Origin of the sequence: Flavobacterium resistens, from assembly GCF_900182645.1 — a bacterium.
Taxonomy (GTDB): Bacteria; Bacteroidota; Bacteroidia; order Flavobacteriales; family Flavobacteriaceae; genus Flavobacterium; species Flavobacterium resistens.
In genome coordinates this window covers 240,944-254,302 of the sequence record NZ_FXTA01000004.1, presented here as the reverse complement: position 1 = coordinate 254,302, position 13,359 = coordinate 240,944, and the positions used below count along the sequence as shown (strand labels likewise).

The window sequence follows — 13,359 nt, the reverse complement described above, 5'->3', positions numbered from 1 at the left end:
TTAGAATCTTAATAAATAATAAAACGGCATTGACTTTTAGTTTAATGCCGTTTTTTTTATGGCCTTTTTTTCTATATTTGTTTAAAACAAAAAACATAATTTATGGATCATTTTTTAAAAGAACTTCACTCGGGCTGGGCTTACTTAGCATTATTGCTTCTTTTAGTTGCTGTCGTGAATGCGCTAATTGGCCTCAATTCTAAAAAAGAATTTACTGCCAAAGACCGCAAAATTTCGTTATTTGCCTTAATTGGAACTCACACACAATTATTGATTGGTCTTATTCTTTACTTTGTATCTCCTTTAGGGAAAGCAGCTTTCGGGCAAATGTCTAATGCTGAACTTAGACTTACATCACTTGAACACCCTCTTATCAATATTATAGCTATCATTCTGATTACTATCGGATGGTCTAAACATAAAAAACTAATCAATAGCGAAGCAAAGTTTAAGACGTTTGCTATTTTTTATGGTTTAGGTTTATTGCTTATTTTAAGCAGAATTCCATGGAACCTTTGGTTCTAATAAAAAAGTCCTAAATTTGTAGGACTTTTTTTATAATGGCATATTATTTGTACAAACTCCCCAAGTCTGAAAAAAATAACCCATGAGAAATAAGAAAAACTATATACTCACAATGCTTACGGCAGCTTTTATAAGTTGTTTTACCTACGTTATAAGCCAAACCAAGCCAGTAATTGAGCCAAAGGCCCAAGACACCCTGACAAAACCAAATTTAATTCCACTGCCAACAGACTCCGTTTTTACGGACAAAGGATTAAAATTGAAAACCTACAAAAAAAACGCTCATGCCTCCTACTATGCAGATCGTTTTAATGGTAAAAAAACCGCTGATGGAAGCCGTTTTAATAATAGCAAATATACAGCCGCACACAAAAAACTTCCTTTCGGGACACGTGTTAAAGTAACAAACGAAGCCAATGGAAAGTTTGTAATTGTAAAAATCACCGATCGTGGTCCTTTTGTAAAAACCCGTGAAATAGATCTTTCAAAAAGAGCTTTTATGGAGATTACAAAAAGTAAAGGTGCGGGTGCTATGAAAGTAACAATTGAAACTATTATAGAATAAATAAAAAATCCTGCTTAATGCAGGATTTTTTCGTTTAAACAAATTTTCTAATGCTCCACACAATTCCGGTGTGAATGCCTTCGTGATAATTATTAAAATTCAAAGCATCTTCAACATTGCGTAATGTAAATCCCATGCTGGTTAAATATTCATTGTAACTAACAAAAATATTTGCTTCAAAATCTTTTTCTGTTTGCGTTAAAGTAGCCGAAAGCAAATTCCTGATTTCATCAACTTCGGCTTGCGAAACGTCACCTTCGGGTTTTGTGCCTTTTTTGTACTTCGCAATAAATTCTTCAGAAACAAATGTTGGCAAACCTGACAATTTATAAACCAAAACTTGCTGTGATGACACACAATGTGCAATATTCCAAATCAGATTATTACTAAATCCCTCCGGAATTTTATTTAATTGCTCTAATGAATGATTGTCTAAAACCTTCAAAAGATTTTCTCTAATGGTTTTGTGTACTTCAAAAACTGAGTTCATAATTATATTTTTTTTCTAAAATTAATCAATTTTAAGCTTTAAATGGATTTTCTTTGCATTCTAACAAAATTCACAAAAAATGAACAAAATATATTACTTAGCTTCTTGCGATACTTGTCGCAAAATCATCAAAAGCTTGCCGGAAAACAATTTGGTTTTTCAAGACATCAGACAAAATCCGATTACGGAAACGGAACTTGAAGAAATGTACAAACTCTCTGGAAGCTATGAACTTTTATTTAGCAAGAAAGCACAATTGTACAAATCAATGGATTTAAAAAACAAAAATCTAACGGAAGCTGATTTTAAAAAATATATTCTGGAACATTACACTTTTTTAAGTCGTCCGGTTTTTATAATTGACGGCAAAATTTACATTGGCAACAGCCAAAAAAATGTTGCTGAAGTTATCAAAGCATTATCGTAAGAAAATAAAAACCTTCCTGTACGAAACTGATTAACAATTTAGAACACAAAGCAGCAAACTTTTAATTATCTTTGCGCCTTTATACTCAATTATATGATACAATCTATGACAGGGTTTGGCAAAGCTTCTTTGCAATTGCCTACAAAAAAAATTACGGTTGAAGTAAAATCTCTAAACAGCAAAGGTCTTGATCTAAACGTGCGAATGCCGTCGCTTTATCGCGAAATGGAATTAGGTTTAAGAACTTTGATTTCGACCAAACTTGAAAGAGGTAAAATAGATTTCGGTATTTATATTGAAAGTACCGCTGAACAAACTTCAACTAAAGTAAATGTTCCTGTCGTAAAAAATTATATCGCGCAATTGCAAGAAGTTTATCCTGATGCTGACGTGACAGAATTGATGAAAATGGCTGTTCGTATGCCAGATACATTAAAAACAGAACGTGAGGAAATTGACGAAAATGATTGGGAACAAATTCAGGTTACAATTGACGAAGCACTCCAGAACATTTTAAGTTTTAGAAAAGACGAAGGAGCATCTCTTGAAAAGGAATTCAACTTACGAATTGGAAATATTCGTCAATATATGGATGACGCCTTAGCACTTGATCCGGAACGTGTACAAGCTATCAAAGACCGTCTGCAAACTGCTATTTCAGAATTACAAGTAAATGTCGATGAAAATCGTTTTGAACAGGAATTAATCTACTATTTAGAAAAATTAGATATTACTGAAGAAAAAGTGCGTTTAACGAATCATTTGGACTATTTCCTTGAAACTTTAAACGGAACTGAAGCTAACGGGCGCAAACTTGGTTTCATCACTCAGGAAATGGGGCGTGAAATCAATACAATGGGTTCAAAATCGAATCATGCTCAAATGCAGAAATTGGTTGTGATGATGAAAGATGAATTGGAGAAGATTAAAGAGCAAGTATTGAACGTTTTATAAGCGCTTTAAGCTTTAAGCAATACGCTATAAGCTAAAACGACATTAAAATAAAGCCTAAGGCTTACCGCCTTAAAGCTTAAAGCATAAATAAAAGCTTAAAGCGTATTGCTTAAAGCCTAAAGCATACACAATGAACAAAGGAAAATTAATTGTTTTTTCAGCACCTTCAGGATCAGGAAAAACAACTATAGTAAAACATTTACTAGGGAAAGAAGATTTAAACTTAGAATTTTCAATCTCAGCGGCTTCACGCGACCCACGCGGAGAAGAAGAACACGGAAAAGATTATTATTTTATTTCGCTGGAACAATTCAAAAAACACATTAAAGCAGAAGAATTCCTGGAATGGGAAGAAGTTTACCGAGATAATTTCTATGGAACTTTGAAAGCCGAAATCGAAAGAATCTGGGCTTTAGGAAAAAATGTGATTTTTGATATTGATGTTGCCGGCGGTCTTCGTATCAAACATAAATTTCCAGAACAAACTTTAGCTGTTTTTGTAAAACCTCCAAGTGTTGACGAACTTAAACGCCGCTTAAAACAAAGATCAACAGAGAGTGATGACAAAATCAATATGCGAATTGCTAAAGCTTCTGTTGAATTAGCAACAGCGCCTCAATTTGATACTATTATTAAAAACTACGATTTAGATACTGCTAAGGAAGAAGCTTATCAGTTGGTGAAAGACTTCGTTTCTAAAAAGTAATTAGTAAATAGTCATTAGCTTAAAAAATGAGCAATATAAAATCATATAAAGATTTATTAGTTTGGCAAAAAGGAATTAAAATCGTTTCTCTAATTTATCAGTTAGTAAAATCATTTCCTCAAGAAGAATTATACGCTTTAACAAGTCAGTTAAAAAGAGCATCCGTTTCAATTCCATCAAACATAGCGGAGGGTTATGGCCGCAATACAGATAAATCTTTTAGTCATTTTCTAAACATATCAAGAGGTTCATTATTTGAAATTGAGACGCAATTACTAATTGCAAATGACCTTGGTTTCATAACCAATCAAACTCTTTATAAAGAAATACTAAATCAAATTGAAGAAGAATCAAAAATGATTAATGCTTTTTCAAAAACGCTAAAAGACTAATCACGCTTCACTAATTACTAGTTACTATAACTATGAAAATAGGTCTTTATTTCGGAACATATAATCCCATCCATGTTGGTCATTTGATAATTGCCAATCATATGGCTGAGTTTGCAGATTTAGATCAGATTTGGATGGTCGTTACACCACATAATCCGTTAAAAAAGAAAACGACTTTATTAGACGATCAACAACGCTTGCAAATGGTTTTTCTGGCAACAGAAGATTATCCAAAGATAAAACCATCGGATATTGAGTTTAAATTGCCTCAGCCGAGTTATACCGTAATCACGCTCGCTCATTTACAGGAAAAATATCCAAATCATGAGTTTTCATTAATTATGGGTGAAGACAATCTGAAAACGTTTCATAAATGGAGAAATTATGAAGTAATTCTTGAAAATCATGATATTTATGTGTATCCAAGAATTTCTGATGAACCTGAAAACACCGAATTAAAATCACATCCGAAAATTCATGTAATTGATGCGCCTATTGTAGAAATTTCCTCGACTTTTATTAGAAACAACATTAAAGAAGGAAAAAATATTCAGCCTTTACTTCCTCCAAAAGTTTGGGAATATATTGACCACAATAATTTTTATAAAAAATAAATATGGCCTGATTTAAAAAAAATCAGGCCATATTTATTTTTATGCTTTAGCATTAATTCACTGTAACAGTTCGCTTTTTAGTTGTACCACATTCTGAACCATCTTTTTTAACCGTAACAGTTGCTACCGCTTCATAGGTCCCAGCAGCAGCATAAGTATGAGTAACGACGGCACCAGTCCCTGTACTTCCATCCCCAAATGTCCATGTCACATTTTGTAAAGTTCCAGACCCGGTATATTCAATTGAATAATTCATTAATTTAGGATTAGTGGCATCTGTAGAATTATGTATTTTTGAATTAGCAGTTTCGAAAGCACAATCTACGATAGATTCTTCTGCTTTACTACAGGAATTAGAAATAAAAAACACTAAAGCAAACACTGAAATTGTCAAAATCTTTTTCATAATTGAAAATTTTTAGTGGTTCATCTCTCAAATTTATCTTTTTACAAAACAAAATCAAAACAAAACAGCAGAATTTTCATATGTTTTATGAATAACAAAAAAAAACATAAAACACACATTATCAAACTATAACCTATTCCCAAAAAACAATTTAAGTTCTTTCTCAATAACTTCAAAAATCGACTTTACACTATTGTTTTTTGGAGCTAATAAATACACAAATTCTTCTGGCACATGAAAACTGTTCCAAACCAATTGCAATTTATTTTCTTTAATATAATTTCTCGCATTACAATTCCACGTTGCGGCTATACCCTCATTTTTAGACAAAAGTCTAAGCATTTCTGATTCTGAAGGAATAATATAATTAGGAATCATCGATGGCCTTTTTTTATTAAAAGCATGAAGCCAAAATAATTTTATGTGAGGAATACGGGCATCATGACTGTACCATTTCTGAGCATTCAGCCATTGTTCAATTTCGGCAAAATTGTCTGTTTTTAATCTTTGACGAAATTCGGTTATATCTAAACTTGACGGTGCAACCAATATCAGTTTTATTTTACCAACAATTTCGTAAACCGTATCAAATGTGTCAAATCGTTTTGTTGTAATCGCAAAATCAAGTTTTTTAGAATTTACTAAATCAAATAGCTCATCATTTTCTGCAAAAGTAAAATCGATCAAATCAAATTTTGAAATTAAAAGAGCTCCAACACAGTCAAAAAGATGTTTTGAAATTCCAATCGAAATTAATCGGTTTGCATCTTCTGCCTTTGCCCTGAAACCGGTTTCGACACTTTCGAGCCTGTCCAACGCATCTATTATCAAATTATTCAGTAACTTAGCGTATTCCGTTGGTTCTACGCCTTTTGACTTTCGAACAAATAATTTATTCCCAACATGCGCTTCAAGCATAGAAATTTGCTGACTAACGGCAGGCTGGCTCATAAATAACTCTTTTGCGGCAACCGAAAAATTTCCGTTTTTATAGACTGCCTTAAATGTTCTGTACCATTCTAAATTGACCATGACATAAATTTATTTATAACAAACATAGTTTATTTTATTTTTACTGATATCACTTAAGACGTAAATTTGTCAAAAAATTTAATCTTATGAAAAAAATAGCACTACTCGCAATAATTGCAATTACAGCCACAAGCATTTCTGCATTGGCACAAAAATCAAATAAAAAAGGTATGAAAAAAGTATTATTTGTTGTGACCAGTAATGATAAACTGGGCAACACAGGAGAAAAAACAGGATTCTGGTCAGAGGAACTAGCCGCACCTTATTATGAATTATTAGATCAGGGAGTTGAAATCACAATTGCATCTCCGCTTGGAGGACAACCACCAATTGATCCAAAAAGCTCTGATCCAGCTTCAGCAACTGAGGACACAAAACGTTTTGATGCAGATAAAGTTTTACAAGAAAAATTAAAACATACGTTAAAACTTTCGACAGTAAATCAAAAAGATTACGATGCGGTTTTTTACCCAGGAGGTCACGGTCCGCTTTGGGATTTAGTTGAAGACAGAAATTCGATCACTTTAATTGAATCATTTTACAATCATAAAAAGCCAGTTGCTTTTGTTTGTCACGCGCCTGCCGTTTTGAAAAACGTAAAAGTTGATGGTCAATATTTAGTAAAAGGAAAGAAAATAACTGGTTTTACTAATGAAGAGGAAGAAGCAGTTGGATTGACAAAAGTAGTTCCGTTTTTATTAGAAGATGCTTTAGCATCAAATGGCGGAATTTTTTCAAAAGGCCCAAACTGGCAACCATACGCGGTTGAAGATGGACTTTTAATCACAGGACAAAATCCAGCTTCGTCTAAATTGGTTGCCGGAAAATTGTTGAAAAAATTAAAATAAAAGGTACTAAGGTTCTGAGCGACTAAGATTCTAAGTTTTTTTTAATCGTAGCCACTTAAGAATTTAGTATTTAATAATAATTACAAAGAATAATAACCCGATACTAAGATTCTGAGGACACTAAGTAAAAAACTTAGTCCCTTAGAACCTTAGCATCTTAGAACCTTAAAAAAAATGCTAAACTTTGAATTATATAATCCGACGAATTTAATTTTCGGAAAAGGACAAATAGAAAAACTTTCGACTTTAGTTCCAAAAAATGCTAAAATATTATTGGCTTATGGCGGCGGAAGTATCTTTAAAAACGGAATTTACGATCAGGTAATCCAAAATCTAAAAGGTTTTGAAATTGTAGAATTTGGCGGAATCGAACCAAATCCACGATTTGAAACTTTAATGAAAGCTGTTGATGTAATAAAAACAGAAAAAATCGATTTTATTCTTGCTGTTGGCGGTGGATCTGTGATCGATGGAGTGAAATTTATTTCTGGTGCTGTTAATTTCCAAGGAAATCCGATTGATATTCTTCAAAAAAGAATTTTAATTAAAGAAAACGCAGTGCCTTTTGGAACCATTTTGACACTTCCGGCAACAGGAAGCGAAATGAATTCGGGTTATGTGGTAACTATTGAAGCAACTCAGGAAAAATTAGCTTCTGGCGGAAGCGCTTTATTCCCTCAATTCTCCATTTGTGATCCAACTGTAATTTCTTCTTTACCAAAAAGACAAATCGAAAATGGTGTTGTAGATGCGTTTACACATGTTATGGAACAATACTTGACATATCCGCATGACGCTTTTCTTCAGGACAGAATTGCAGAAGGAATTTTGCAGACTTTAATTCAAGTTGGTCCCGGAGTAGTCAAAAATCCAACAGATTATACTTTGGCTTCTAACTTTATGTGGAGCTGTACAATGGCTTTAAACGGATTAATTCAAAAAGGTGTTCCAAGCGATTGGGCAACACATATGATTGGTCACGAATTGACTGCTTTATACGAAATTGACCACGCAAGAACTTTGGCAATTATTGGTCCAAGTTTGTACACAGTAATGTTTGAAACTAAAAAAGGAAAACTAGCTCAATACGGAAGACGCATTTTCAATTTAACGGGTTCTGATGACGAAGTGGCAAAAGAAGCCATCAACAAAACCGTTGAATTTTTCCATACAATGGGAATGGATACCAAACTTTCGCAATACACAACTGAATATTCAAATACAGCCGATTTTATTGTAAATCGTTTTGATGAAAGAGGCTGGAAAGGTTTAGGCGAAAATCAATTGGTAACTTTAGAAAAAGTAAAATCAATTGTAGAATTGAGTTATTAAACTTTCAAAATTAATTAAATCAGAAAAGGCGTTCTTAAAATAACTTTAGGAACGCCTTTTCACAATACTAAAACAAAACTAACTAACTCAATTTTTATTAAACTCATTAAAATTTTAATTTATAATCACTTACAACGTAAGGTTTATTATTTTATTGTGTACAATGCAAAATATTTTTTTATTTTTTTTCTAACCACTTGAAAAACCGTGGTATTTAAAGGGGTTTTTCAAATTTCTTAAATCAGATTTTGTATTATTACTACATTATTAAGTACTTTTGTTTTAAATTATTAAAATAATGAGCGAAAATTTAAAGTTTGCAGTAATTGGTGGAGGAAGCTGGGCAACTGCAATTGCAAAAATGTTATGCGTAAATCAATCTGAGATTGCATGGTACATGCGCAACGATGCTGCAATCGAGCACATTGAAAAATACAAACACAATCCAAACTATTTAAGTTCAGTAGAGTTTGACACTAAAAAACTTAAATTAACCAACAATATCAACGAAGCAATTGAATATGCCGATTATTTAATCTTCGCTATCCCATCTGCCTTTTTAGATGCCGAAATGAAAAACATGACGGTTTCTTTGTCAGACAAAATTATTTTCTCGGCAATTAAAGGAATCGTTCCTGAAACAAGCTTAATTGTAGGAGAACATTTCCATATTCAATATGATATTCCATATTACAATATTGGCGTTATTACAGGTCCTTGTCACGCAGAGGAAGTAGCACTAGAAAGACTTTCGTATTTGACAATTGCTTGTGGTGATCCTGAAAAAGCCTGTAATGTTGCCAAGTCACTTTCTGGAAATTATATAAAAGCTAAAATTTCAGACGACATTATCGGAACTGAATATGCAGCGATGCTGAAAAACATTTATTCTATTGCTGCCGGAATTGCGCATGGTTTAGGTTATGGCGACAACTTCCAGTCGGTTTTAATGAGTAATGCGATTCGTGAAATGAAGAAATTCATCAGAAAAGTACATAAAATGAAACGTAACATCAATGATTCGGCTTATTTGGGCGATTTATTGGTTACTGGATATTCTGTTTTCTCAAGAAATAGAATGTTCGGAAATATGATTGGAAAAGGATATACTGTAAAAAGCGCTATGATGGAAATGAGCATGGTTGCCGAAGGTTATTACGCAACAAAAAGTGCTTATAAACTAAATCAGGGTTACGGTGCAAAAACGCCTATTATAAACGCTGTTTATGCTGTTTTATACGAAGGAAAAGACGCAAAATCTGTATTTAGAAAATTAACCGAGTCTTTGGATTAATTTTTTTAGAGAAACAAGAAGAAAGAAACAAGAAGAAAAACTTCATCGAAATAGAATAAAGAGAAAGAGCCAAGACTGAAATTCAGTTTGGCTCTTTTTTATTTGTAATAGAACAAGTCTTTCTTCTTGCTTCTTGCTTCTTTACTTCACCATAACCCCTTCAACAAACAAAATCGGCACTTCTTCCGTATTATTTTCGTTGATTAGGTTCGATTTAAAGATGAATTTCTTGTCGTATAAAGTATTTCCAATGAAGAAAGTCACCATGAATTCATTATTCAAAACCAAAAGGCTTTTCTCAATCATTTCGATTTTAACAACAGAAACCGAAGGAACTTCAACAAATGCATGACGCAGAATCGAAGTTTTTTTCATTTCACCATCAATAGTTCCAAATGCTTTTGAAACTACCATTACGCTGTCTAAATTAAAGTCGCTATCGTTTACTAAATAAGCGTACCATACTTTTTCCATAAAATCGTCACTCCACTCCTGCACTGCTGCAAGAAATACGTTTTCGACTTCTGGAATTATTATATCTTTTTTCATTTTTAGTGAATAGTAAAAAGTAAATAGTGATTAGAAAGAAAGCTCTTCACTAATCACTATTCACTAGTAACTTATTTTTTAAATATTTGATTTAAACTGCTCTAAGAAACGAACATCGTTTTCATAAAACATTCTGATATCGCCAATTTGGTATAAAAGCATTGCAATACGCTCTACTCCCATTCCGAAAGCAAATCCGTTGTATTCATCTGGATTGATATCGCAGTTTTTAAGAACGTTTGGATCTACCATTCCGCAACCTCCAATTTCCAACCAACCAGTTCCTTTTGTGATTCTGTAATCTGTTTCGGTTTTTAATCCCCAATAAATATCTATTTCAGCGCTTGGTTCTGTAAATGGAAAATATGATGGACGAAGACGAATCTTTGATTTTCCGAACATTTCTTTTGTAAAATAAAGTAACGTTTGCTTCAAATCGGCGAAAGAAACATCTTTGTCAATATACAAACCTTCCACTTGATGGAAAATACAATGTGAACGAGATGAAATTGCTTCATTACGGAAAACACGTCCTGGCGAAATCGTACGGATTGGCGGTTTGTGGTTTTCCATATAACGAACCTGAACAGATGATGTATGCGTACGCAACAGCACATCAGGATTTGTCTGAATGAAAAATGTGTCCTGCATATCACGCGCAGGATGATATTCTGGCAAGTTCAAAGCAGTAAAGTTATGCCAGTCGTCTTCAATTTCCGGACCTTCAGAAACATTGAATCCAATATTAGCAAAAATATCTATAATCTGATTTTTAACAATCGAAATTGGGTGACGAGATCCTACAATTACTGGCTCAGCAGCACGAGTCAAATCACCAAAAGCACCTTTAATTTCTTCTTTGCTTTCAAGCTCTTCCTGAATAACTCTAACTTTTTCTTCAGCAACAGCTTTTAAAGTATTGATTACTTGTCCAAAATCTTTTTTCTGATCATTTGGAATATTTTTAAACTCAGTAAAAAGTTCTTTTAATAACCCTTTACTTCCTAAATATTTAATTCGGAATTGCTCTAAAGATTCTTTATTTTTCTCATTAAAGGCTTTTGCTTCCTCTATATGTACTTTTATCTTATCTATCATTTTCCTTCGGTTCTTGAGAATACAAATTTAGTGTTTTTAGTTTAAAGTGTCTAGTCACAGTCACAGTTTTCAGTTTTCAAATCAATAATTCTATAAACCTACGACTATCTCTGTAGCTAAAAACTACTCGATAAGGTTTCTTTCTAAAAAATAACTTACAATAGCTTCTTTCATCAAAACCGATTGTTCGCCGGCTTTCAATGGTGGTAATTGCTCTTTTACTTTGTAATGTGGCCATCCGTCTTCATCAAAGTATTCGAATTCGTAAAATCCGTAAGGTTCCAATAATCGGCATATGGCGATGTGCATTAAGTTCAGTTTTTCATCTTTTTTGAATTCGCGGTGTATTTTCCCGAATTCCTGAACTCCAATAAGGTAAATTATGGCATCCAAATCCAGATCTTCGCCTTGCGAAAATTGATTTGAAAGTATATCAACGAGCTTTTCCCATCGCTCTTTAAGTTGTGTATCTCTAGACATTTTGATTTATGATTTTAGATTGTAGATTTTAGATTGCTGATTAAAAATCTATTCTGAGGGGGCAGAATCGCAATCTGAACTCTAAATTTGAATTGCAAAGATACATAGTTCACTACATTGCACCTAAAAAAATAAACACATACCAAAAAAGCACTATAAAAAACCTCTGAACCTTTGTTTCATTGAACCTATGAACCTCAAAAAAAATATATCTTTGCGCCTCATTAAACACCAAACCAAAATATGAGTTTTTTTGATATTATAGTAGGAGCACTTTTATGTTATAGTTTATACAAAGGCATAAAAAATGGCCTTTTTGTAGAAGTTGCTTCTTTTATTTCTTTGTTATTAGGAATTTATCTGGCGATTAAATTTTCATCATTATTAACCGGAATGATTTCAAAGCACGTTTCCTGGAATCCAACAAATATTCAAATTACTGCTTTTATCCTAACTTTTATTTTGGTTGTAATTGGTGTTTACTTTTTAGCCAAAATATTAACCGGAATAGCTGATTTCGCTATGTTGGGCTGGATGAATAAACTGGGTGGCGGATTTTTCAGAGTTTTAAAAACCATTTTGATTCTGAGTATTTTCATTGCTTTATTCGAAAAAATAAACTTCAACAATACTTTTGCCAAACAAGAAACTTTAGACAAATCTTTTTTTTACAATCCGGTGAAAAAGGTTGCGGCTTTTGTATATCCTTCAATCGAAAAATGGTACGAAAGTTTCAAAAAAGAGCAAACGAAAAAATCGGAAGAAAGCTCGAAAACTGAAAAAGAATAGTTTTAAATTTTATTCTGAATCAGTAATTGGTTTTGGAAACAAGTTCTTCAAGATAATAAGCATCATCCCAATTACATTGACACTTGAAGTGGTGAGTAAAGTAATCAAAACGTTTTCTGAAAGATTAAGATGCAGCAAATTTCCATTAAAATATAAAATCGAAATTACCGAAGCCAGCCACAAAAAAATAATAAACGAGAAGATATAAGTCAAATGTCTTCTCAGTTTTGTATCTTCTAAAAAGCGGCCAATTCTTGCATTTCCTAAACGGTCTTCAAGAATCTGATTTTGAGCTCTGGCATTTGTTAAATCTTCAGGAGTAAGCGCTGAATAACTGTCAATTGAAATTCGGTTAAGATCTAGGGCCATCTTAAATCGGTTTAAGTTTGGTTTTATAATGGTCGTAAATATCGTCATCAGAAATCACGGCGTTCGTGTCTTTTTGATACACTTTAGTCCAAGGCGTTCCTTCTGTATGTGTTAAAGCGCTCAAATAAATTCCGTCAAAACGCCCGTACAAATCCCATATTTTATCTAAGAATTTCTCATCATCCGTTGAAATTTTTTCATTTTTAACCGGATTTGGAATTCGCTCCGTAATAATATTCTTTTTGTATTGTTTGATGCTGTAATATAAAGATGGAAAAACCGGGCCAAAATCCCACGCAATAGGTTTTTCATCAATCAATCGTTCTTCTTTATTGGTCAATGCAAGATACCAACCGTACGCAATGTAAGTCAGTTTAATTATTTTCATAGGCGTCAAATTTCCCGTTTTAGAATATTTTCCTATAAAATAATTGGCCACCGTAGTAGGATTATAAGCCATTTTCTTAGAATTATTGTTTTTTCAAAGTT

At 32.9% G+C, this 13,359-nt stretch carries 19 protein-coding genes; 11 read left to right on the top strand and 8 right to left on the bottom strand.

Going from position 1 to position 13,359, the window contains the following annotated elements; translation table 11 throughout:
- Positions 1-102: 102 nt before the first annotated feature.
- Both FN795_RS15795 and FN795_RS15790 read left to right on the top strand, forming a co-directional pair.
- Positions 103-525, top strand: coding sequence for a hypothetical protein (locus tag FN795_RS15795; RefSeq protein WP_035653017.1), 423 nt, complete (start codon positions 103-105; stop codon positions 523-525).
- 82 nt (positions 526-607) lie between these two features.
- Entirely contained in the window at positions 608-1,090 is a 483-nt protein-coding gene (locus FN795_RS15790; protein WP_142451486.1) for a septal ring lytic transglycosylase RlpA family protein, read from the top strand.
- Between the two features lie 34 nt (positions 1,091-1,124).
- On the opposite strand, the gene FN795_RS15785 is transcribed toward FN795_RS15790, so the two are convergent.
- The gene (locus FN795_RS15785) at positions 1,125-1,580 is read right to left on the bottom strand and encodes a DinB family protein (RefSeq protein WP_142451485.1); all 456 of its coding nucleotides are present in this window, start codon (positions 1,578-1,580) and stop codon (positions 1,125-1,127) included.
- Between the two features lie 79 nt (positions 1,581-1,659).
- Between FN795_RS15785 and FN795_RS15780 the strand changes: the two genes are divergently transcribed.
- From FN795_RS15780 to nadD, 5 genes are all read left to right on the top strand, one after another.
- Entirely contained in the window at positions 1,660-2,007 is a 348-nt protein-coding gene (locus tag FN795_RS15780; protein WP_035652999.1) for an arsenate reductase family protein, read from the top strand.
- Between the two features lie 93 nt (positions 2,008-2,100).
- Positions 2,101-2,961 carry a YicC/YloC family endoribonuclease gene (locus tag FN795_RS15775; RefSeq protein WP_142451484.1) on the top strand — a complete coding sequence of 287 codons (861 nt, stop codon included), beginning with the start codon at positions 2,101-2,103 and terminating at the stop codon, positions 2,959-2,961.
- A 130-nt stretch (positions 2,962-3,091) separates the two neighbouring features.
- Positions 3,092-3,667, top strand: a complete 576-nt coding sequence (gene gmk / locus FN795_RS15770) for a guanylate kinase (RefSeq protein WP_142451483.1) — start codon at positions 3,092-3,094, stop codon at positions 3,665-3,667.
- 26 nt (positions 3,668-3,693) lie between these two features.
- On the top strand, positions 3,694-4,059 hold the full coding sequence (locus tag FN795_RS15765) for a four helix bundle protein (RefSeq protein ID WP_142451482.1): 366 nt from the start codon (positions 3,694-3,696) through the stop codon (positions 4,057-4,059).
- 32 nt (positions 4,060-4,091) lie between these two features.
- On the top strand, positions 4,092-4,673 hold the full coding sequence (gene nadD / locus FN795_RS15760) for a nicotinate (nicotinamide) nucleotide adenylyltransferase (RefSeq protein ID WP_142451481.1): 582 nt from the start codon (positions 4,092-4,094) through the stop codon (positions 4,671-4,673).
- A gap of 52 nt (positions 4,674-4,725) precedes the next feature.
- Here the strand turns inward: nadD and FN795_RS15755 are convergent, their stop codons facing one another.
- Together FN795_RS15755 and FN795_RS15750 are read right to left on the bottom strand one after the other, a co-directional pair.
- Positions 4,726-5,067: a PKD domain-containing protein gene (locus FN795_RS15755; RefSeq protein ID WP_244289991.1), complete on the bottom strand. Its 342-nt coding sequence runs from the start codon at positions 5,065-5,067 to the stop codon at positions 4,726-4,728.
- A 138-nt stretch (positions 5,068-5,205) separates the two neighbouring features.
- Entirely contained in the window at positions 5,206-6,111 is a 906-nt protein-coding gene (locus FN795_RS15750; RefSeq protein WP_142451479.1) for a LysR family transcriptional regulator, read from the bottom strand.
- An 86-nt stretch (positions 6,112-6,197) separates the two neighbouring features.
- Between FN795_RS15750 and FN795_RS15745 the strand changes: the two genes are divergently transcribed.
- The 3 genes from FN795_RS15745 to FN795_RS15735 all read left to right on the top strand — a co-directional run bounded on the left by FN795_RS15745 (position 6,198) and on the right by FN795_RS15735 (position 9,585).
- Positions 6,198-6,959, top strand: coding sequence for a type 1 glutamine amidotransferase domain-containing protein (locus tag FN795_RS15745; RefSeq protein ID WP_167498089.1), 762 nt, complete (start codon positions 6,198-6,200; stop codon positions 6,957-6,959).
- A gap of 174 nt (positions 6,960-7,133) precedes the next feature.
- The gene (locus tag FN795_RS15740; RefSeq protein ID WP_142451478.1) at positions 7,134-8,291 is read left to right on the top strand and encodes an iron-containing alcohol dehydrogenase; all 1,158 of its coding nucleotides are present in this window, start codon (positions 7,134-7,136) and stop codon (positions 8,289-8,291) included.
- 298 nt (positions 8,292-8,589) lie between these two features.
- Positions 8,590-9,585, top strand: a complete 996-nt coding sequence (locus FN795_RS15735; protein WP_142451477.1) for an NAD(P)H-dependent glycerol-3-phosphate dehydrogenase — start codon at positions 8,590-8,592, stop codon at positions 9,583-9,585.
- A gap of 141 nt (positions 9,586-9,726) precedes the next feature.
- Here FN795_RS15735 and FN795_RS15730 read toward each other — a convergent pair whose 3' ends face one another.
- From FN795_RS15730 to FN795_RS15720, 3 genes are all read right to left on the bottom strand, one after another.
- Positions 9,727-10,134: a hypothetical protein gene (locus FN795_RS15730; protein WP_142451476.1), complete on the bottom strand. Its 408-nt coding sequence runs from the start codon at positions 10,132-10,134 to the stop codon at positions 9,727-9,729.
- Between the two features lie 78 nt (positions 10,135-10,212).
- Entirely contained in the window at positions 10,213-11,232 is a 1,020-nt protein-coding gene (gene pheS, locus FN795_RS15725; RefSeq protein ID WP_142451475.1) for a phenylalanine--tRNA ligase subunit alpha, read from the bottom strand.
- A 123-nt stretch (positions 11,233-11,355) separates the two neighbouring features.
- Complete coding sequence (locus FN795_RS15720) at positions 11,356-11,712, bottom strand: hypothetical protein (protein WP_142451474.1); 357 nt, start codon at positions 11,710-11,712, stop codon at positions 11,356-11,358.
- Positions 11,713-11,955: 243 nt separating this feature from the next.
- On the opposite strand from FN795_RS15720, the gene FN795_RS15715 reads away from it, so the two are divergent.
- On the top strand, positions 11,956-12,501 hold the full coding sequence (locus FN795_RS15715) for a CvpA family protein (protein ID WP_142451473.1): 546 nt from the start codon (positions 11,956-11,958) through the stop codon (positions 12,499-12,501).
- 9 nt (positions 12,502-12,510) lie between these two features.
- Here the strand turns inward: FN795_RS15715 and FN795_RS15710 are convergent, their stop codons facing one another.
- Positions 12,511-12,870 carry a hypothetical protein gene (locus tag FN795_RS15710; protein WP_142451472.1) on the bottom strand — a complete coding sequence of 120 codons (360 nt, stop codon included), beginning with the start codon at positions 12,868-12,870 and terminating at the stop codon, positions 12,511-12,513.
- Between the two features lies 1 nt (position 12,871).
- Positions 12,872-13,330 carry a Panacea domain-containing protein gene (locus FN795_RS15705; RefSeq protein ID WP_132988675.1) on the bottom strand — a complete coding sequence of 153 codons (459 nt, stop codon included), beginning with the start codon at positions 13,328-13,330 and terminating at the stop codon, positions 12,872-12,874.
- Between the last annotated feature and the right edge of the window lie 29 nt (positions 13,331-13,359).

Coding starts and splice junctions, on each gene's coding strand:
- FN795_RS15795 (WP_035653017.1), top strand. CDS start 103: ATGGATCATTTTTTAAAAGAACTTCACTCGGGCTGGGCTTACTTAGCA.
- FN795_RS15790 (WP_142451486.1), top strand. CDS start 608: ATGAGAAATAAGAAAAACTATATACTCACAATGCTTACGGCAGCTTTT.
- FN795_RS15785 (WP_142451485.1), bottom strand. CDS start 1,580: ATGAACTCAGTTTTTGAAGTACACAAAACCATTAGAGAAAATCTTTTG.
- FN795_RS15780 (WP_035652999.1), top strand. CDS start 1,660: ATGAACAAAATATATTACTTAGCTTCTTGCGATACTTGTCGCAAAATC.
- FN795_RS15775 (WP_142451484.1), top strand. CDS start 2,101: ATGATACAATCTATGACAGGGTTTGGCAAAGCTTCTTTGCAATTGCCT.
- gmk (WP_142451483.1), top strand. CDS start 3,092: ATGAACAAAGGAAAATTAATTGTTTTTTCAGCACCTTCAGGATCAGGA.
- FN795_RS15765 (WP_142451482.1), top strand. CDS start 3,694: ATGAGCAATATAAAATCATATAAAGATTTATTAGTTTGGCAAAAAGGA.
- nadD (WP_142451481.1), top strand. CDS start 4,092: ATGAAAATAGGTCTTTATTTCGGAACATATAATCCCATCCATGTTGGT.
- FN795_RS15750 (WP_142451479.1), bottom strand. CDS start 6,111: ATGGTCAATTTAGAATGGTACAGAACATTTAAGGCAGTCTATAAAAAC.
- FN795_RS15745 (WP_167498089.1), top strand. CDS start 6,198: ATGAAAAAAATAGCACTACTCGCAATAATTGCAATTACAGCCACAAGC.
- FN795_RS15740 (WP_142451478.1), top strand. CDS start 7,134: ATGCTAAACTTTGAATTATATAATCCGACGAATTTAATTTTCGGAAAA.
- FN795_RS15735 (WP_142451477.1), top strand. CDS start 8,590: ATGAGCGAAAATTTAAAGTTTGCAGTAATTGGTGGAGGAAGCTGGGCA.
- FN795_RS15730 (WP_142451476.1), bottom strand. CDS start 10,134: ATGAAAAAAGATATAATAATTCCAGAAGTCGAAAACGTATTTCTTGCA.
- pheS (WP_142451475.1), bottom strand. CDS start 11,232: ATGATAGATAAGATAAAAGTACATATAGAGGAAGCAAAAGCCTTTAAT.
- FN795_RS15720 (WP_142451474.1), bottom strand. CDS start 11,712: ATGTCTAGAGATACACAACTTAAAGAGCGATGGGAAAAGCTCGTTGAT.
- FN795_RS15715 (WP_142451473.1), top strand. CDS start 11,956: ATGAGTTTTTTTGATATTATAGTAGGAGCACTTTTATGTTATAGTTTA.
- FN795_RS15710 (WP_142451472.1), bottom strand. CDS start 12,870: ATGGCCCTAGATCTTAACCGAATTTCAATTGACAGTTATTCAGCGCTT.
- FN795_RS15705 (WP_132988675.1), bottom strand. CDS start 13,330: ATGGCTTATAATCCTACTACGGTGGCCAATTATTTTATAGGAAAATAT.